The organism is Eubacterium sp. OM08-24 (assembly GCF_003438075.1).
Taxonomy (GTDB): Bacteria; Bacillota; Clostridia; order Oscillospirales; family Acutalibacteraceae; genus Ruminococcoides.
Map to the genome: position 1 here is coordinate 87481 of NZ_QSTA01000005.1, position 18652 is coordinate 106132.

At 38.4% G+C, this 18652-nt stretch carries 14 protein-coding genes; 8 read left to right on the plus strand and 6 right to left on the minus strand.

Going from position 1 to position 18652, the window contains the following annotated elements; genetic code table 11:
• The first annotated feature begins 132 nt into the window (after nt 1-132).
• Complete coding sequence (locus tag DXC23_RS08945) at nt 133-1665, plus strand: dockerin type I domain-containing protein (RefSeq protein ID WP_117705772.1); 1533 nt, start codon at nt 133-135, stop codon at nt 1663-1665.
• Between the two features lie 118 nt (nt 1666-1783).
• On the opposite strand, the gene DXC23_RS08950 is transcribed toward DXC23_RS08945, so the two are convergent.
• Nucleotides 1784-2665, minus strand: coding sequence for a DUF624 domain-containing protein (locus DXC23_RS08950; RefSeq protein ID WP_158552535.1), 882 nt, complete (start codon nt 2663-2665; stop codon nt 1784-1786).
• A gap of 360 nt (nt 2666-3025) precedes the next feature.
• Between DXC23_RS08950 and DXC23_RS08955 the strand changes: the two genes are divergently transcribed.
• From DXC23_RS08955 to DXC23_RS08965, 3 genes are all read left to right on the plus strand, one after another.
• A complete protein-coding gene (locus DXC23_RS08955; protein ID WP_117705774.1) occupies nt 3026-4372 on the plus strand; it encodes an ABC transporter substrate-binding protein in 1347 nt (448 codons plus the stop codon).
• 89 nt (nt 4373-4461) lie between these two features.
• Complete coding sequence (locus DXC23_RS08960) at nt 4462-5340, plus strand: sugar ABC transporter permease (RefSeq protein WP_117705775.1); 879 nt, start codon at nt 4462-4464, stop codon at nt 5338-5340.
• Nucleotides 5341-5426: 86 nt separating this feature from the next.
• Nucleotides 5427-6248 (plus strand): carbohydrate ABC transporter permease, encoded by an 822-nt coding sequence (locus DXC23_RS08965; RefSeq protein ID WP_117705787.1) that lies wholly within the window; start codon nt 5427-5429, stop codon nt 6246-6248.
• Nucleotides 6249-6332: 84 nt separating this feature from the next.
• On the opposite strand, the gene DXC23_RS08970 is transcribed toward DXC23_RS08965, so the two are convergent.
• Nucleotides 6333-8288, minus strand: a complete 1956-nt coding sequence (locus DXC23_RS08970; protein ID WP_117705776.1) for a fructose-1,6-bisphosphatase — start codon at nt 8286-8288, stop codon at nt 6333-6335.
• Between the two features lie 206 nt (nt 8289-8494).
• Between DXC23_RS08970 and DXC23_RS08975 the strand changes: the two genes are divergently transcribed.
• Nucleotides 8495-9139, plus strand: a complete 645-nt coding sequence (locus DXC23_RS08975) for a hemolysin III family protein (RefSeq protein ID WP_199523061.1) — start codon at nt 8495-8497, stop codon at nt 9137-9139.
• Nucleotides 9140-9333: 194 nt separating this feature from the next.
• On the opposite strand, the gene DXC23_RS08980 is transcribed toward DXC23_RS08975, so the two are convergent.
• The 4 genes from DXC23_RS08980 to DXC23_RS08995 all read right to left on the minus strand — a co-directional run bounded on the left by DXC23_RS08980 (nt 9334) and on the right by DXC23_RS08995 (nt 16361).
• Nucleotides 9334-10308, minus strand: coding sequence for a Gfo/Idh/MocA family oxidoreductase (locus DXC23_RS08980; RefSeq protein ID WP_117705778.1), 975 nt, complete (start codon nt 10306-10308; stop codon nt 9334-9336).
• 524 nt (nt 10309-10832) lie between these two features.
• Nucleotides 10833-12227, minus strand: a complete 1395-nt coding sequence (mgtE, locus tag DXC23_RS08985; protein WP_117705779.1) for a magnesium transporter — start codon at nt 12225-12227, stop codon at nt 10833-10835.
• A 391-nt stretch (nt 12228-12618) separates the two neighbouring features.
• On the minus strand, nt 12619-14832 hold the full coding sequence (locus DXC23_RS08990) for a starch-binding protein (protein WP_117705780.1): 2214 nt from the start codon (nt 14830-14832) through the stop codon (nt 12619-12621).
• 191 nt (nt 14833-15023) lie between these two features.
• Nucleotides 15024-16361, minus strand: coding sequence for an MATE family efflux transporter (locus DXC23_RS08995; RefSeq protein WP_242997468.1), 1338 nt, complete (start codon nt 16359-16361; stop codon nt 15024-15026).
• A 397-nt stretch (nt 16362-16758) separates the two neighbouring features.
• On the opposite strand from DXC23_RS08995, the gene DXC23_RS09000 reads away from it, so the two are divergent.
• The 3 genes from DXC23_RS09000 to DXC23_RS09015 form a co-directional block, all read left to right on the plus strand.
• The gene (locus DXC23_RS09000; protein WP_117705781.1) at nt 16759-17508 is read left to right on the plus strand and encodes a phosphotransferase; all 750 of its coding nucleotides are present in this window, start codon (nt 16759-16761) and stop codon (nt 17506-17508) included.
• 117 nt (nt 17509-17625) lie between these two features.
• Nucleotides 17626-18102: a TspO/MBR family protein gene (locus tag DXC23_RS09005; RefSeq protein ID WP_117705782.1), complete on the plus strand. Its 477-nt coding sequence runs from the start codon at nt 17626-17628 to the stop codon at nt 18100-18102.
• A gap of 281 nt (nt 18103-18383) precedes the next feature.
• The coding region (locus DXC23_RS09015) for a transposase family protein (protein WP_199523062.1) at nt 18384-18652 on the plus strand (269 nt) is incomplete at its 3' end.

The window sequence follows — 18652 nt, forward strand, 5'->3', positions numbered from 1 at the left end:
ATAATGATGAAAAGCAGACGAAAACTTTGTGAGTTTATCCGCCTTGTTATATATTACAAAATACGCTAAAATATATATAGCACACAAATATGTTTTTGTTTACTATATTCAAAATTAAAGGAGGTTGGAATTTTGAAAAAACATAGTATTTTTGCTAACGCATTGTCTGTTTTTACGGTTGCCGCAATTCTCTCTTCCCTCTGTTTATTCTCTGTTTCTGCCTCTGCCGAAGAAATATCTGTTGGAAGTCCAAATTATATTTCGTATAACAAAGATTTTTATAATGCAAACACCGAACTTTGCAACACTCTTGCGCAGGGAATGGAAAATTTGCAGAATGAAATCGACATTGAAAAGTATCAATTATCAATTAACGATGTAAAAAGCGCTATGCGCACTGTATCGGAAACAAGTCCAGAGCTGTTTTATGTAAGCAAAACCACTTACAGCCTCGCTATTGGCACTTGCGTGGCAAGGGTTATGCCAAAATACACCTACACAAACGCTCAGGTTAAAACAATGCGTGAAAAACTCGATAAAAGGACAACTGAAATTCTTTCAAAAATAGATCCGGATATGACGGATTTTCAGAAAGCCGTTACTATTCACGATGAAATTATACTTAACTGCGAGTATTCCAATGTTCCTGATTCGGGTAATCTTCGCACTTCCGTTTACGATTGCCTTGTAAACGGATACGCAAACTGTCAGGGATATGCAAGCTCGCTGTCTTATCTGCTTGAAAAGGTCGGCATAAACTCAGAGATAGTTGAATCCACACAAATGAACCATATATGGAATCTTGTAGAAATTGACGGCAGCTACTACCATGTTGATGCTACATTTGACGATCCTACTCCCGACAGACTCGGATTTGTTTCGCACAAATATTTTCTTTTGAGCGACAGCGCAATCAAAACTTCCGCCGATATTTCGGTGCATTACGGATTTAAAACTTCAAATCCTTGCAGCAGCACTTTGTTTGACAATTCCTATTACAGAACGCTGAACACCAAATTCAATTATGTAAACGGCAGATTTTATGCCGCCGACAACAATTACAACAGTGATTTTTCAAAATGTATAATCACATTTGACCCCGAGAGCGGCTATTGTGAACCTGTTGCCACTATCTCCGATAAATGGTACACAAACGCAGGCTTAAACTATTGGCAGGACAGTTTTATCAGTACAGCCGAATATAACGGCAAGCTGTACTTTAACCTCAACAATACAATTTGCAGATACAACAACGAAGACGGCACTGTAACCAGAGTTACCGATAAAAACAACACCTCCGATTATACCTATATTTTCGGAATAAAAGTTGATGATAACGGTAATTTCCTTGCCGATGTAAAAAAATCTCCGATGGATAACGCAAACATTGTTAAAATCGCACTTTTGCCCGAAAGCAAACAGGAAAAGCTTGATATTGGTCTTGGCAAAGGTGATGCCCTTGTAATTCCTAAATTTTTACTTGGCGACATCAACGAGGACGGCAGTCTTTCCGTTCTTGATGTTACACTTTTACAAATGATTTGCACTCACTCTGTTGAACCGACTTCAAATCAACAGCTTGCCGCCGATTATAATAACGATGGCAAAATTGATGTAAACGATGCAACGGCATTGCAGATTTACTTAACATCTCAAAACAGTTAATTCTTTTTCATTTTTTACTGTTTCTCCTAAAAAAGGCAGTTCCGCTTGTCGGGACTGCCTGTACTCTTTCATTTCAACAAAAAAACGCCGACAGTTGAGCGGCGCTTTTTGCTTTATTTTATTTACCTGTTTTTTCAATAGATTTTGTGTTAGCTTCATTTTTTATCATCTTACCGTTTACAAATACATAGTCGCTGTTGCTGTCTGCTCTTTCAACGGCTTGCTGCTCCGCTATTTTTTCAACCTTTTCTTCAAATTCCTTATCCACATAAGCCGAAGAACCTGTAAACGAACCTACATTTTCCTGCAAGCCCTTAGCTATTATTGCATTAACGCCATAAGCCGAAATCAGCGGATAAAATATTACTGCGGCAATTATTGCAATCACCAACATTACCCCCTCCGCTGCAGCTATCCATAATATAAAGCAAAGTGAAACGGCAATAAAAAGAAGCATAGCCAAAATATTTTTTAAAATATTTCCAAAAACAAGTATAAATGAATTTTTGTAAATATCCCAAATTTTCAGCTCGTAGGTAACCGACATAATCGGCACATAAAACATCATAGATGTAAGAATAAGCGAAAACAAGACATATACCGTCAGCATTGAACCGTAAACCAAACTTTCGCTCATCAGTGAAAAATAATACATCATTGCAAAAACGGAACACGCAACGATTGCATAAGTTACAACACCATGCAATAAAAAAGCTTTGAAATTCTCTTTTACGGCATTAAAATATGTTTTTACAACAGGAACTTCTTTCTTTTCAATTCCTATCTTTCGGATAATCATAACAAGTCCCGCAAAAAAAGGCATTGACGGTATAATACCCAAACACCATACTATTATATTGTTAAATCCGGTAATATAACCTATCAGTACAAATATTACCGTAAACAACGCAAAAACACCTGCATTAATAAGCTGCGCAATCAACAGCTTTGGAAATTCAGTAAAAAATCGAGCAAATGCACTCTTTGAAAATCTATTCATAATAACCTTCTCTTCAAAAAAATATTTATTAAATTTTACCATACTATCAGCTTTTATAGCAATAGTAAATTTGGATTTATTAATTACAAAACTGTAAATAGAATAAATTATTTATGCTTTATTTCTGTTATAATGCCAAAACAGCTCAGATTTTGACTGGAAAATTTGCCGTAATCTTTTGTAATTGTTTGATTTACGCAACACTGTGTTTTTATAAGAAACATAAATTTTTTTAACTTTTTTCAAAAAACTCTTGCAAGTGTGACAAAAATATGTTATTCTTGTGGTGATAAAAGAAAAGCAAGAGGTGCTTTTCAAAAATGCTCAACCGAGCAAATAAAAGAAATTAAGGTGAAAATTATGAAAAAATCAACAATCATCAGAGCTTCGGCTCTCTCAGTTGCTGCTCTTATGGCCGCAACATCACTTGTAGGCTGCGGTGGCAGCGCAAGCTCAGACGGCGGCAGCAAATCAGACGGCGCTAAAAAAGGTTCGGTTTATTATTTAAACTTTAAACCTGAGCAGGACAAGGATTGGCAGGCTTTAGCAGCTAAGTATACTGAAGAAACAGGCGTTAAGGTTACTGTTGAAACAGCTGCCGAGGGTACATACGAATCAACTCTTACAGCTGCAATGGACAAGGACAACGCTCCTACACTCTTCCAGGTAAACGGCCCTGTAGGTCTTGCAAACTGGAAAGATTATTGCTATGACCTTAAAGATTCACAGCTTTATTCACAGCTAACAAATCAGGATGATTTTGCTCTTAAAGAAGGCGACAGCGTTTACGGCATTGCTTATGTTGTAGAAACATACGGTATTATTTACAACAAGACACTTCTTAAGAAATATTTTGATTCTGATTTTGCAACAATTAAATCAATTGACAAGCTCAACAACTTTGCAGCTTTAAAGACTGTTGCAGACGAAATTCAGGCTCACGCTTCTGACCTTGGCGTTAAGGGCGCATTCACATCGGCAGGTATGGATTCATCTTCAGACTGGAGATTCAAGACTCACCTTGCTAACCTCCCAATCTACTATGAGTACAAGGCAGACGGTATTACATCTACAGACGCTATCAAGGGTACATACCTTGACAACTACAAGAACATCTTTGATCTTTACATCACAGATTCAACTTGTGCTCCGACTGATCTTGCAAACAAGACAGCTACAGACGCTGTAACAGAGTTTACATCAGGCGAGGCTGTATTCTATCAGAACGGTACTTGGGAATACACAGGTATTAAGGACGCAGGTCTTACAGACGACGATCTCGGTATGCTCCCGATTTACATCGGTGTTGACGGCGAAGAGAATCAGGGACTTTGCACAGGTTCTGAGAACTACTGGTGTGTAAACAAAAACGCAAGTGAAGATGACATCAACGCTACACTTGATTTCGTAAACTGGTGTGTAACAAGCGAAACAGGTACAGCTGCAATGGCTGACAATATGGGCTTTGTAATTCCTTTCAAGGCTGCTAAGGAAGCTACCAATGTATTTGTAAAGGCTGATGCTGAATACACAGCAGCAGGCAAAACTCCGGTAAGCTGGAACTTTACAACAATGCCAAGTGAAGACTGGAAAAACGGCGTAGGTACAGCTCTTACACAGTATGCAGCAGGCACAGGCTCATGGGACGATGTTAAGACAGCATTCGTACAGGGCTGGGCTACAGAATACGCTAAGGCTAACGGCTAATCCGTAAATCCATTAATCATTAAAGGTTAAAATGTATGGCAGGGGAGGCGGCATCGTCTTCCCTGTTTTTTTGACAGAAAGGTAAAAATATGTTTAAAAAACGCAGCAGAAAAATATATTTTCTTGTTTTTGTTGTGCCTACTCTTATTGCTTTTATGATCGGCTTTATATACCCATTCTTTCAGGGCATATACCTTTCGTTCTGTAAATTCCGTACAACAAGTAATGCAACCTGGGTAGGTTTTGACAACTACATAAAAGCTTTTCAGAACGAATCGTTTATCCGCTCATTCTGGTTTACCGCACTTTTTGTGGTAGTATCGGTAATTCTCATTAACGCAATCGCTTTCTTTGTCGCCTATGCTCTTACGCTTGGCATAAGAGGCTCAAATGTTTTCAGAACCGTTTTCTTTATGCCAAACCTTATTGGCGGTATTATTCTCGGTTACATTTGGAAACTTATTTTTGACGGTATTTTGCAGAATTTCGGCACAAACCTTGTGCTTGACGCAAGATTTGGCTTTTGGGGACTTATAATTCTTATGTGCTGGCAACAAGCAGGATATATGATGATTATTTACATAGCCGGTTTCCAAAGTGTTCCGTCAGACCTTTATGAGGCGGCAAAAATAGACGGTGCAAACAAAAAGCAGTTACTTACAAATGTAACTCTTCCAATGATGGCTCCATCAATTACAATTTGTACATTCCTTACACTTACAAACTCATTTAAATTGTTTGACCAGAACCTTGCCCTCACAGGCGGCGCTCCGGGCGTGGTATCAGAAACAAGCGGTACAATGATTTATCAAACACAGATGATGGCGCTCAATATTTACAACACATTCTACGCTAATCAGAACTCAAGAGGTGTTGGTCAGGCTGAGGCTGTAATCTTCTTTGTAATCGTTGTAGTTATAGCACTTGCACAGCTTTACTTTACAAGAAAGAGGGAGGTGCAGCAGTAATGGCTAACGAAACAACTAAAGTTGCTCCTGCAACAAAAGTTAAGGCTAAAAAAGAAAAGCCGCCTAAGAAAAAGCAAACAAAGGGTATGAAAATACTCACAGTTATTTTTTCAATAATTTCTGTATTTTATGTTGCACCTGTTTTTATTGTTCTTATGAACTCGTTTAAAACAAATGCAGGCATCAGTAAGTATCCGTTTGCATTGCCAAATGCAGAAACCTTTTACGGACTCAAGAGCTATATTACAGGTATGTTCTTTGGTAATTTCCCATTTTGGAAAACAATTTTATGCTCACTTTTTATTACCGTTGGCGGTGTATTTCTGATTTTGCTCTGCACATCAATGTGTGCATGGTATTTGCAGAGATCAAACTCAATTATCTGCAAAATCATCTACTACTTCTGCATTTTCTCAATGGTAGTACCTTTCCAGATGGTAATGTTTACACTTTCAAAAACGGCTGACATTCTCCACCTCACAAACCCCGTTGGTATTTTGGTTATATATCTTGGTTTTGGCGCAGGTCTTGCGGTGTTTATGTTCTCGGGATTTGTAAAATCTATTCCGATTGAAATTGAGGAGGCGGCCGATGTTGACGGCGCAGGTCCGCTAAAAACTTTCTTCGGCATAGTTCTTCCGATTATGAAACCTACATTTATTTCGGTTGGTATTCTCGAAACAATGTGGATCTGGAACGACTATCTTCTCCCTTATCTTATTCTTGATAAGTCGCTTTACAAAACCATTCCTATTCATATTCAGTATCTTAACGGCAGTTATGGTCACACAGATACAAGTGCCATTATGGCGCTCATCGTACTCAGCATTATTCCGATAATTATTTTCTACTTTGCTTGTCAGAAATACATTATTGAAGGCGTTGTAGCCGGTGCTGTAAAGGGTTAATAATTTTTCAGGACATTTTCAATGTGAAAATGTCCTGATTTTTTGTATAAGCAAAGCCGAACTCCATCAAGAGCTCGGCTTTATTTAATTCTTCTGATTTTGTCTTAATGTACCGTTACGGTAGGCTTTTATTAGGTCTTTTAAATCTTTAATATTCTCTCTGATTTTTTTGCCGTTGTCGGTGTCCCCCACAAGTATTCGCTTTTGGCTTACTTCAGTTGCCACCTGATTGGTCTGCATATCTCTGCCGCTGCGGATTGTGTAATCAACCGATTTAAACGGCTCGTGCGCCGTCAGCATTAAGCCATAGGAATTATAAATCAGCGTATAGCCTGCAATTCCCGTCACCTTATGGTATGGCTGAGAAAATCCTCCGTCAATTATAATCACCTTGCCGTTGCACTTAACAGGACTTTCACCCTCTGTATGGTGAATCGGCACATGACCGTTTATTATATGTGCGTTCTCGCCCTTTATGCCGAACATTTTAAAAATTCGGTTCACCACTTCTTCGTCGTTAAAGAGCTTGTAATAAACATCTTTAACCTCTTTATGGGTGCTCTCATCTGCAACAAAATACCTTTCAAAAGTGGTCATTTTATCTCTGCCGTAAAGCGGAGAATCCGCACCGTTCCACAAAAACCACAGAATATCTCTGCCCACACGCTTATCGTCCTCATTTACGGAGAAAAATGCTTTTCTTGCCCAGCGCTCAAGTTCATCGTAAAGTTCTTTTCCGCATAAATCTTCACCAAAAAGATTTATATTTCTGAAACTGCCGTCCTCGTTCATAGGAATACAGCCATGGAAAAGCAGATTATTATTGCAAACCTTGTAAAGACTGCCTTTTTGCAAAAGTAAATTAATGTGCGATTTCAGCTTTGCACAGTTCACAAAAGAATTGCTCAGCTTTGCAATCACCGACTGTTCCTCGCTTGTAAGCTCATACAGATTGTCAAAATCAATGGTCGGAAAATATCGGTCAAGCATTGGGTATTCCTTGCCCTCAACAGTTACCGTACCCTTTTGCACATCAATTTTGTCAAGCAAGCGCCTGTTTTCCATATTATACTCGTGGTGTTTTGCAATCAGCTGCCCCTCAAGTTTGAACTGTATAATTGTAATTGCCTTGTGCATTTTCATGGCAAGCACAGTTTGGGTATCCATTTCACTGGCATGGCGACTGCGAATTGTAAACTGAGCGCAGGGGTCATCTGCATAGGTTTCCATTGCAAAAAGCACGAGCGGCATCATACTTATTCCGTATCCGTTTTCAAGCACAGAGAGATTATCGTACAAAAGGCTTGTGCGCACAATATTTGCAATGCAGGCGGTCTGCCCTGCAAAAGCGCCCATCCACAGCACATCATGATTGCCCCACTGAATATCAAGAGAGTGATAATTGAGCAGGCTGTCCATAACAAAGTGTGAGCCGTAGCCTCTGTCGTAAATATCCCCGATAATGTGCAGATGGTCGATAACAAGCCGCTGAATAAGATTTGACATTTCTACAATAAATTCATCCGCACAGCCGATTTCAATAATAGTATTGATAATTTCATCGTAATATGCCTTTTTGTTTAGAACCTCTTTTTTCTCGGTAATAAGCTCCTCAATAACATATCTGAAATTTTCAGGCATAGCCTTTCTGACCTTTGAGCGAGTGTATTTTGAAGATACAATCTGGCACACAGACACGAGTCTGTATAAGGTGGTGCGATACCAGCTGCTGTCGGCTTTGCCCTGATTTTTTACATACTGCAACTTTTCTGACGGATAATAGATGAGTGAAGCCAAATCCTCTTTTTGATCTTCAAAAAGGGTGTCGCCAAAAACATCGTCAATTTTTTTCATCACAGCACCCGAGCCGTTGCGCAGTACATGGGCAAAAGCCTTGTATTCACCATGAATATCAGACAAAAAATGCTCTGTTCCCTTTGGCAAATTTAAAATTGACTGCAAATTAATAATCTCGGTTGCAGCACTGTCTATGGTTGGATATTGCTTTGAAAGACATTCAAGAAATCTTATCTTTTCCATAAATTCACCGCCAATTTCATTATATCTTTATTATATATTTAACTTTTTCATAATTCAATATTTTTTGCAAAAATCAATAAAAACCGTTATGCCGAAAATCAATACCAAACGCCTTAAATTTTATAATTTGCATTATACAGGTTATTGAACAAAATCAAATTAAAATGTATAATAAAATAGAATTTAACAATACTTGGAGGCATAAAATGTCTGAGAAACGAAAATACACGCTCGGCGAAGAAATATTTAACTCTGTTTCGCATGGCGTAGGCGCAGGACTTTCAATCGCAGGTACGGTTGTAATGATAGTTGCGTCTGTTATCCACACCAATGTATGGGGAATTGTAAGCTCGTGCATATACGGCGCATCTCTTATTATTCTTTACACAATGTCTACTCTTTACCACTCGTTTACAAACAAAAAAGCCAAGGCTTTTTTCAGAATAATGGATCACAACACAATTTTTCTGCTGATTGCGGGAACATACACACCCATTACTCTTTACTATCTGCAAGGCGCAGTAGGTTGGATATTATTCGGCATAGTGTGGGGTGCGGCGATATTCGGAATTGTAATGAATTCAATTAACCTTGAAAAAGCAAGAATCCCGTCAATTTTCTGCTATGTGGCAATGGGTTGGGTAATAATCTTTGCAATTAAACCTCTCATTGCGTCTATGCCGAGCATTTCTCTTGTATTTTTAATAATCGGCGGAGCATTTTACACACTCGGAATTATATTTTACGCAATAAAAAAGGTAAAATACTTTCACTCAATATGGCACTTGTTCACCATTGCCGGAAGTGTTTTTCACTATTTTTCAATTTTACTCGGTTTTTGGAATATATAATAAAAACGGCTGTCAAAAATGAACTGACCCCAAAAAGTTAGACAAAGTTATAAAGGGTTCTTTGTCAATAGTTGGGGTTAAGAACATAGTTATTAAGGCTTCCCCCTTGAGGGGAAGCCTTTTTAGTTTGTTGAAATTTTTAGGATATTAGGATAGCATTACTACCCCAACATTTATCATAGAACCATTTATTATTATTCTTCCTCAGGGTAGGTCATTCCCCACTCCTTGCGAATATCTGTCATTATTTTCATTACATCTTCTGTAAAATCAAGGTGCATAAGGTCTGCCCTTCCTGCAACTGTCTGCTCCATATCCTCCACCTCGTAACGCAGGGCATTCTTTGTTTCTCCCTCGCAGATAGTTTCGGTGTGTCCGTCCTCAGTGTAAGTAATTACCGCCTTTTCTCCTCTCGGATACTCAAAAATTTCAACATATCCCTTGTCAAAGGCAATAGTTCCCCTCTTAGGCTGTTTTGCATGGAGCGAAAGTATGACAGAAGCCATCTCTTCCTCTTTGTTTTTCAGCAGGATGCCCGCCTGTTCATCTACTCCCGTTGGCGCATATTTGACTTGTGAGAGCACTTCGTTTGGGCAAGAGGTCATAAACCATCTTACAAAAGAAAGCGCATACACTCCGATATCGAGCATTGCTCCGCCTGCAAGATTTCTATTAAAAAATCTGTTATTCATATTATATTCTTTGTAACTGCCAAAGTTCATTTGCAAAAGTTTCAGCTCGCCCAAGTCGCCCGATTTTATTTTATCGTTAAGCGCCTTGTATATAGGCATATGGTAAATTGTCATTGCCTCGGCAAGCACCACATTGTTTTCCTTTGCAAGATCTATTGCCTCTTTCAGCTCATCAAAGTTGAGCGTGATAGACTTCTCACAAAGCACATGCTTTTTGGCTTTAAGTGCTTTTCTCAAATAAGAGATATGTGTATTGTGCGGTGTAGAAATGTAAATAATATCGACATTTTCATCGTCAAACACATCATCAATGTTGTCGTACACTTTTTCGATACCGTATTTTTCGGCAAAGGCAACCGCTTTATCGTGGGTTCTGTTTGCAACAGAATACAACTTTTGACCACGGCTCTGCATTGCTTGTGCAAGCTCATTCGCAATTACTCCACAACCGAGGGTTGCCCAATTAAATGTTTTCATTATTACCATCTCCGTTTCAGATTGTAACACCTTGGTATTACACCAAAAGTATAGCATTGCAAATGCCTGTTGTAAATATGGAATACGCTAAAATTATTGCACAATAATTTTGTTATTTCCACAGTATTTTCTATACTCAAAACATTTCTCTGTTGTGGTTTTGTTGGTGTATGTGTGCTATTATAATGTATGTAATAAATTATTGTATAAGGAGAGCCTTTTATAATGAAATTAGCTTACAAGAAGATTGAAATAGAGATTTAGGAAATAAACAACGAGGACATCATCACAACCTCTACCCCAACTCCTGTTGAACATACCGTAAATGAAAATATTTACTTTGACTTCTTTGACCTTGAATAATTAATTCCGTTAATAATTTAACCTAAAAACACCGCTCGGCATAATTAAATGTCGGGCGGTGTTTAATTTATAATGTTTGTTTTTCTCGAAAAAGCAAGCAACGATTTAATTTACTTTGCTTGCTTAATATAGTTACTTTATTTTTGAGTTACCACATAAATTTATGTTAAGTGAAGAATGTTTATCAGCAATATCCACACCATACCGTAATATGTAACCACTGCCACGAGGTCATTTACTGTTGTAATTAACGGGCCTGATGCTACTGCCGGGTCAATTTTTATTTTGTTAAAAAACATAGGAACAAGTGTGCCGATTAAACTTGAAATTACCATAGATGCTAAAAGCGAAAAACCAACGCAGCCCGATACAATGAACGAGTAGCCGATATCATTTGCTTTTATAAAGAAAATGTATAGGCCCACAAAAACAAATGCCATTGTGCCAAGCAAAACTCCATTTAAAAAGCCGACTTTCATTTCTTTGACAGTGAGCTTTATTTTGTCTTTAGCTGTCAGGTTTTCATCCATAAGCACTCTTATTGTGACGGCAAGCGACTGAGTTCCTACATTGCCTGCCATATCTAATATAAGCGACTGAAAACATATTACAATGGGAATAACGGCTACCACAGTTTCAAAAACTCCAACAACAGACGATACGCCCATTCCGAGGAAAAGCAAAATAATAAGCCATGGCAGTCTTTTCTTAGTACTTTTAAAAACCGTTTCATTCAAGTCTTCTTCCGCCGTCAAACCACCGAGTTTTGCGTAATCCTCGCCCATTTCTTCATCAACTACCTGCACAATGTCATGCGCCGTAATAACTCCGAGAATATGCTTTTTATCATCAAGTACAGGAATAGAGTCCTCGGCATAATCCTTTAACTGTTCAATACAATCCGTTATTTTTTCGTGCGCCTTTACAAACGGGTATGATTTTGTAATTAGGTCATCAAGTTTTTGGTAATCTCTTGCAATAATTAAATCTTTTAAATCAATTGCGCCGTAAAAGCAATTATTTTCATCAACGGCATAAATCGTATTTATATTGTCATTCTCACCTGCTTGAGAAATCAATTCGTGAGTTGCATCTTTTATAGAAAGATTTTTGCTGATTACAATATAGTTTGTTGTCATTTCACTGCCGATTTCATCATCAGCATAAGACAAAATCATACGGACATCTTGTTTTGCATCATTATCAAGCAATGCAACAATTCTTTTTCTGTCGTTTTCATTCAACTTTTCAAGAATATCAACTGCATCGTCGGAGTCCATTTCCGAAATAAGATTTGCTACTTTATCAGAGTTAATCTCTTTAATATACTCCTCGGAGTTTTCAATATAAGAAAAAATTTCAGCCACAAGCTCAACGCCTAAAACGGGATACAGCTTTTTTCTTTCTTCCGCTGTCATTTTCTCTAAAGCGTCTGCAATGTCGCCCGTATGATAATCAGATATTTTTCTGATAAGCTCATCCTTAGAAAGTCCACTTCTAAAAATTTTTACGATTTCGTCTGCATAAATTGGTTTGTTTAATACCTTATCTGTCATACTATTACCTCCTATCAGCCTAAAAAATGGCATAAAAATACCACCGCTATCCATAGCAGTCTAACAATTAATTGTTGTGCAGTATAGAATAGTATTCGGTGGAACAGAAATAATATTTAATTGCAAGGCAATATACAGCTGTCAGAATTTAACGGACAGCTTTTTGTATTTATGTATTTCCATAACACCTTTATAAATACTTCGATCAAAACTACCACAACTGTCCATTAAATCTCACCTCCGCTTATTTTCAATATTAATTTAACACCAAATAGCTTATATGTCAATACAATATAGGCAATTTTACACTATTCTTACATCCTGTATACACAAAAAAGGATTGCAGATTTTGCTCTGCAATCCTTTTGAATATGATTATAACTTTTACGAATTATGCGATATAAATCTGTAATGCGGTTGCGTCAAGAATATCAAGGTTGCCGTCGCCGTCCATATCGGCAGCGTCAAACCAAGCCTTGTTTGTAACATCAATAAGCGGATTTTTATCGCCGTTTGAAATGTGAACCTGTAAGTGTGTAACATCGTTTACATCTACAACACCGTTGCGGTTTACATCGCCCTTGAGGATAGTTTCCTGCTCGCCGCCGTCCGAAATATAGAATGACTTTGTGCTTTCAGCTATACAGCCGTCTGAATCAACAGCCTTTACTGACAATGTGTATGTGCCTGCATTATTTGCTGTAAAATTGTATGTATTGTCAGATGAAGTCTTTACAGTTGCGCCGTTTACCGCAAACTCGTAAGTAACATTGCCATGGTTGTTGTACGGCTCTGCTTTAAGCTCAAGTGCTGTGCCGACAGGCTGAGATGAGCTCTTGTCTGCGCCAAAGTTTACTTCAAACTCTGCCTCCTGAACCTGTGTATCAGGGAGGAGCTTGCCAAGTCTTGCAAGCGGAACTGTAATGTTGTCTATATCCTCTTTTTCGTGTGAAGTAGAAGGATCGTAGCTGTATTCAACATCTGCAACATCAAGCATTGAGGGGTCGTGTGGAAGTGTATCCATACCCGAAGTACCGTATGTGAGAATCTGCATTGCGCCTATGCCCTGAGTTTCTACATAATTTCTGTCGATACCGAGTGCAGAGTAAGGAATAGCAACCTCGTAAACATAACCGTAGTTTTTCTTGTAGCCGAGCTTAAAGAAATCAACCCAATTTGAGTTAGGGTCAGTGTTGTCGCCTAAAGTTCTGCCGTCCTTTACTTCTCTTACACCGTAGAGAGTTTCGCTCTTTGAGCCGTTTGCAAATTTAATTTTGAATCCGTTCCGGTTATCCTGTGCCTGATAGTTTGTTACGCCAATCGGAACTCTTGTATCATAATCAAACAGGTATGTTCCGTCCGTATCCTGAACATCAGCCTTGAAGATTGATGCGCCGCCGTTTGAATTGTTTGAATCGAAAGCAACAAGTGTGTCAATGTGAGTTGTAAAGCCTACACCGCCATTTCTGGCAACGCCGCCGTCACACCCCCATACAAACGGATTTGTGTAAACAGAGCCGTCTTTGTTTGTGCCTACTGCCTTGCCTGTTGCCTGCTTGCTTGGGTCTATTGAAAGTGCAATATACATTGGAATACTGTTTCTCCAAGGGCGAGCCTCATTTGATGCCGCAAAATTATCGCTCGGAGAAGTAATGTATGTTGTATTTGCCATTTCCCACATAAAGTAGAGGTTTTCATCGTCCCATGCGCCATAGAGAGCGTATGCGTCCCACGGCTGCTCATGCATTGAAGATGGCATATATACTCGGGGGTCATCGTTTGCTGTACCCTGAGCAATAATCATTGAGCTGTCCCAATCGCTTACATCGCCGTCAACAGAAATTGTCTTGTATTTACCCAGCTGCATATTCGGGTTTGTTCCGTAATAGCCGCTTTCGGGAGCTGTTGTGTGTCCGTCCGAGTCAGCAGAAAAAGTTGTTTTGCCTGCTGTAAATGTTTTGTTGTAAGTGAAAGTCTGTGTGGTTTCAACACCGTCATCGCCTGTTGCTGTAAGCACAAGAGTAATTTCGCTGTTACCGATTTTACCCTCGCCTATTTCAATAATTGTGCCGTCGGTATAAGATTTTTTTGCCGAACCGTCAACAGAATAGTATCCTACTGAGGCATTTTTTAGTCCGAGCTGAACCTGCAAAAATTCTGATGAAAAGTTTGTACCGGAGGCTGTGTAAGCAATTCCGTATCCATGAGAATCAGGCTTGCCGTAATCTACCCACTGCTTTGCGGCTGTGAGGAGTTTGCACTGACCTGCCTTTAAAGAAAGTCCGCTTGCCTTTGGATACTGCTCCTTGCCCTCGTCCTTTTCTTTGCCGTTATTAAAAATAATGCTTTCTGATTTATATGCTGAAGTAAAGCTTGCCTTGTAAAGTCCGTCATCAGTTGCGCTCATCGGCTGACCCGGCCATTTGGCATTCTCTTTTGTACCATAGGCATAAATATAAACATTTTCCCAATTAAAAACCGAATTATCAAAATATACCTCTGAGCCGTCTGCTGCGGCAGCCGCCGAAACAGCTGTTATCACCATGGCAGACATAATGATAGCTGCACTAAGCAACAAACTTATAATTTTTTTGCTTGTTTTCATAAAAATCAACTCCTAAATTCAAACTTTATTTAAAATTATATCATTGCCTAATTTTATTTACAACAATAAAAAACAATTTTGTTTACTTGACCAAAGGGTATAAATGATTTTTGAACAAAAAAGCAAGGCATATGACTTATTGTATAAATCATATACCTATATTTTATATAATATTTTTATTACTTATATAGCTATCCTTTATATATGCGTTTCCACTTGCCTGTTCTGTACTCCAAAAAGGATATAACCCAATTTGAAAACCAACCGATCGGCACTGCAATCCATACCATTTGCAAGCCGAAAATCGGTGCAAATGCCATTGCAACAAATACTCGGATAAACAGATTCACAAAATTTGCGACTGTAAACATTTTCATATCTCCAGCACCTCGCAAAAGTCCGTCAACTGCCATTTTAAAGCCGATAAAGCAGAAAAACCAGCCCATAAAGCTGAGGTAACCGCAGCCTGTATTCATTGCGGTTATTGTGCCGTCATCACCAAGGAACATTGACACAATCTGACTGTTAAACGGCTCTATAAGGATAATGAGCAAGAGAGAAAAAGCAACTACAAGAATATTAGCGGCGTGGTAACCCTCAATAACTCGCTTTTCATTTTTTGCGCCCAAATTCTGCGCCGTATAGGAAGACACCGCATTGTTTATGCTGTTAAAAGGCACAATGCAAAGAGACTCCACACGAATTGCGGCGGAATATCCTGCCAACGCCTCTGAACCAAAGCCGTTTACAACCGACTGCACAAGCATCATTCCGATAGATACCGTTGACTGCTGTATGATTGACGGGAACGCAATTTTTGCCATTGGCAAAAGCTCGCTTTTTTCAAAATATTTTGCATGACCAATGTTCAGCTTTTTAAATTCCCATACAAGTACGGCAAACGAAAGCACAACAGAAACACCCTGCGCAATAAGCGTTGCCCACGCAACTCCCGTCACTCCCATATCAAAATTTATGACGAGCAAGAGATCAAGCGCAACATTGAACACAGATGAAAAAATCAAGAAATACAGAGGTATTTTTGATTTTCCGAGCGCATTAAACATTGCCGACAGCACATTATACATAAATAGAAACGGCAAGCCTGCAAAATAGATATTCAGATAATCTACCGCCATATCGAGCACATCAGGCGGAGTGTTGAGCGCCATAAGAATAAGTCGGCTTAACACAAGCCCTATAATTCCGAGAAAAATACTCAGCGCCGTAAATGCGATGAGAGCGGTATAAACGGCTGTTTTTGTCTTTTTGTAATCCTTTGCGCCAAAATATCGGCTGACTATTACAGACGCACCGATTCCGCCTCCTATTGCCACGCAAATAAATATATTTGTAAGCGAATATGACGCACCAACCGCCGCCAAGGCTTTTTCGCTTACAAACCGCCCCACAATAGCCGAATCCGCCATTGTATATGTTTGCTGAAAAATATTGCCTATAATAATCGGCAACGCAAACACAAAAAGCGCATACATCGGCTTTTTCTTAACCAAATAATCGTTATCCACATAAATCACCTATCCGCAGATATTATAACATAATCTGCCGGAAAAAGGAATAAATGAATTGCGCCTTAACGCATAAGTTGTGTTTATTTGCGGCAACAAAAGGAAGTATCATTGTTAAATATTTATCGTTAAAACTTTGTCAATTTGCACAAAGGATTGTTAAGTATTTGTCAATAGTTTAGTTAATATTTTAACATAATTTTTGTGCTTTTTGCTTAATCTTGATAATATTTTTTATTTACTCATACAAAATTAGCAAAAAGCCATTGTGTATTTAAACAAAGATTTTTTTAAACTTCTGTTATTTTACCTCTATACCTCGGCATAAACTTGTTGTATAATATAGCCAAAGCAAACAAGAAATTGCTTAGTGTTTTTATTGAAAGGAATGACTTTTATGAAATTTGAAACAATTCTTGCCGAAAGAAAGAATAAGGCTATATATAAAGATGGCGATAAGACCATTAAGGTTTTTGACGAATCTTTCCCAAAATCAGATATACTCAACGAGGCACTCAATCAGGCCCGTGTAGAGGAAACAGGATTAAACATTCCGTCATTACAGGAAGTTACAAAGATTGACGGCAAGTGGGCAATTATTACCGACTATATTGAGGGCAAAACACTTGCTCAGCTTATGGAAGAAAATCCCGACAAGCTCGACGAATATCTTGAGTTATTCGTAAATCTTCAGATCGAGGTTCTCTCAAAGAAAGCTCCTTTGCTCAACAAGCTAAAAGATAAAATGCTCCGCAAGATTTCAGAAACAGGTCTTGACGCAACAACAAGATATGAGCTTTCTACACGCTTAAACGGTATGCCTAAGCATACAAAGGTTTGCCACGGCGACTTTAACCCAAGTAATATTATCATTACTGCTGACGGCACACCGTATATTCTCGACTGGTCGCACGCAACTCAGGGCAACGGCTCTGCTGATGCTGCAAGAACATATCTTTTATTCAAGCTCAACAAACAAGACGATCTTGCTGAAAAATACTTAAAGCTCTTCTGCGATAAGACAGATACAGCTCGTCAGTATGTTCAGGAATGGCTGCCAATTGTAGCCGCTTCTCAGTCTGTTAAGGGCAAAGAAGAAGAGCGTGAATTTTTACTCTCATGGGTAAATGTTTGCGATTACCAGTAATTTTTAAATTCATAAGTTTTAAACTCCTTTAATTAGTTCTCCTTACTTTCTAATTCCCGAATAAAAAATGCTCCTGTTCATAAAATAGAACAGGAGTATTTTTTTGAGGTGATAAATATGTCAAGCGTACACAAAGTAAATTACAAGCAGCTTGCAATAAGCCTTGCAATCAGTCTTGGAATAGGTGTATTGTCGGGAATAATTACAATGGTGGGAATGGACGATTTTAAAAGTGCAAACAAACCGCCGCTCACCCCACCCGACTACCTCTTTCCTATTGTGTGGACAATACTTTTTATTCTTATGGGAATATCAGCATATATTATATATCGAAGTGACGCACTTGAAAAGAGCAATGCGCTTATAGTATATGGCATACAGCTGCTTGTAAATTTTTTCTGGCCGATATTTTTCTTTAATATGAGCGCCTATTTATTTTCATTTATATGGATAATTATTTTGTGGCTGCTGATTATCCTTATGATAAAAATGTTTTATCCGATAAGCAAAACAGCCGCATTGCTGCAAATACCGTATTTAATATGGGTAACCTTCGCAGCATATCTCAACTTCGGAGTTTTTCTGCTTAATTAATGTGTGCGGCTGTATAAGGATTAAATTATGGAACAGCGTATAAAATTGATCTGGCAAAATAGCAAGAAAAGTAACAGAATATTCATCCAAAATAATGAATTGCAAGGGCAAAAAATGCACGCAAATGCTTATAGTATCAATTTATATTGGCTCTATACTAAATGTTGGGGTAAGGAAAGAGCCTACAAAATTAATTTAAAAAATTTTCAAAAAAAGTAGAGCATATTTTCCGAAAATCCGTTAAAATGGAATTGTCAAGAAACCAGAACGGAGGAATAAATATGCTCTACAAATATTTTACAGAAAAACTCACAGGATTGCAAGGGCTTTCAATAGAAAAAGTTGAAGAAAATCACAACACTATTCACATACATTGCAAACTTGAGCGTAAGAAACACAAATGTCCTTGCTGTGGCAAACTGACAAACACAATACACGACTATCGTGAGCAGGTTATCAAGGATATTCCTGCCTTTGGCAAGTATGTTTTCATTCATATTAAAAAAAGAAGATATCTCTGTACTTGCGGTAAAAGGTTTGCCGAAAAGAA

What these genes read in the sequence shown, in the direction of transcription:
- DXC23_RS08950 (WP_158552535.1), bottom strand. Translation starts at nt 2,665, where the DNA reads ATGAATAGATTTTCAAAGAGTGCATTTGCTCGATTTTTTACTGAATTT.
- DXC23_RS08955 (WP_117705774.1), top strand. Translation starts at nt 3,026, where the DNA reads ATGAAAAAATCAACAATCATCAGAGCTTCGGCTCTCTCAGTTGCTGCT.
- DXC23_RS08960 (WP_117705775.1), top strand. Translation starts at nt 4,462, where the DNA reads ATGTTTAAAAAACGCAGCAGAAAAATATATTTTCTTGTTTTTGTTGTG.
- DXC23_RS08965 (WP_117705787.1), top strand. Translation starts at nt 5,427, where the DNA reads ATGAAAATACTCACAGTTATTTTTTCAATAATTTCTGTATTTTATGTT.
- DXC23_RS08970 (WP_117705776.1), bottom strand. Translation starts at nt 8,288, where the DNA reads ATGGAAAAGATAAGATTTCTTGAATGTCTTTCAAAGCAATATCCAACC.
- DXC23_RS08975 (WP_199523061.1), top strand. Translation starts at nt 8,495, where the DNA reads ATGTCTGAGAAACGAAAATACACGCTCGGCGAAGAAATATTTAACTCT.
- DXC23_RS08980 (WP_117705778.1), bottom strand. Translation starts at nt 10,308, where the DNA reads ATGAAAACATTTAATTGGGCAACCCTCGGTTGTGGAGTAATTGCGAAT.
- mgtE (WP_117705779.1), bottom strand. Translation starts at nt 12,227, where the DNA reads ATGACAGATAAGGTATTAAACAAACCAATTTATGCAGACGAAATCGTA.
- DXC23_RS08990 (WP_117705780.1), bottom strand. Translation starts at nt 14,832, where the DNA reads ATGAAAACAAGCAAAAAAATTATAAGTTTGTTGCTTAGTGCAGCTATC.
- DXC23_RS09000 (WP_117705781.1), top strand. Translation starts at nt 16,759, where the DNA reads ATGAAATTTGAAACAATTCTTGCCGAAAGAAAGAATAAGGCTATATAT.
- DXC23_RS09005 (WP_117705782.1), top strand. Translation starts at nt 17,626, where the DNA reads ATGTCAAGCGTACACAAAGTAAATTACAAGCAGCTTGCAATAAGCCTT.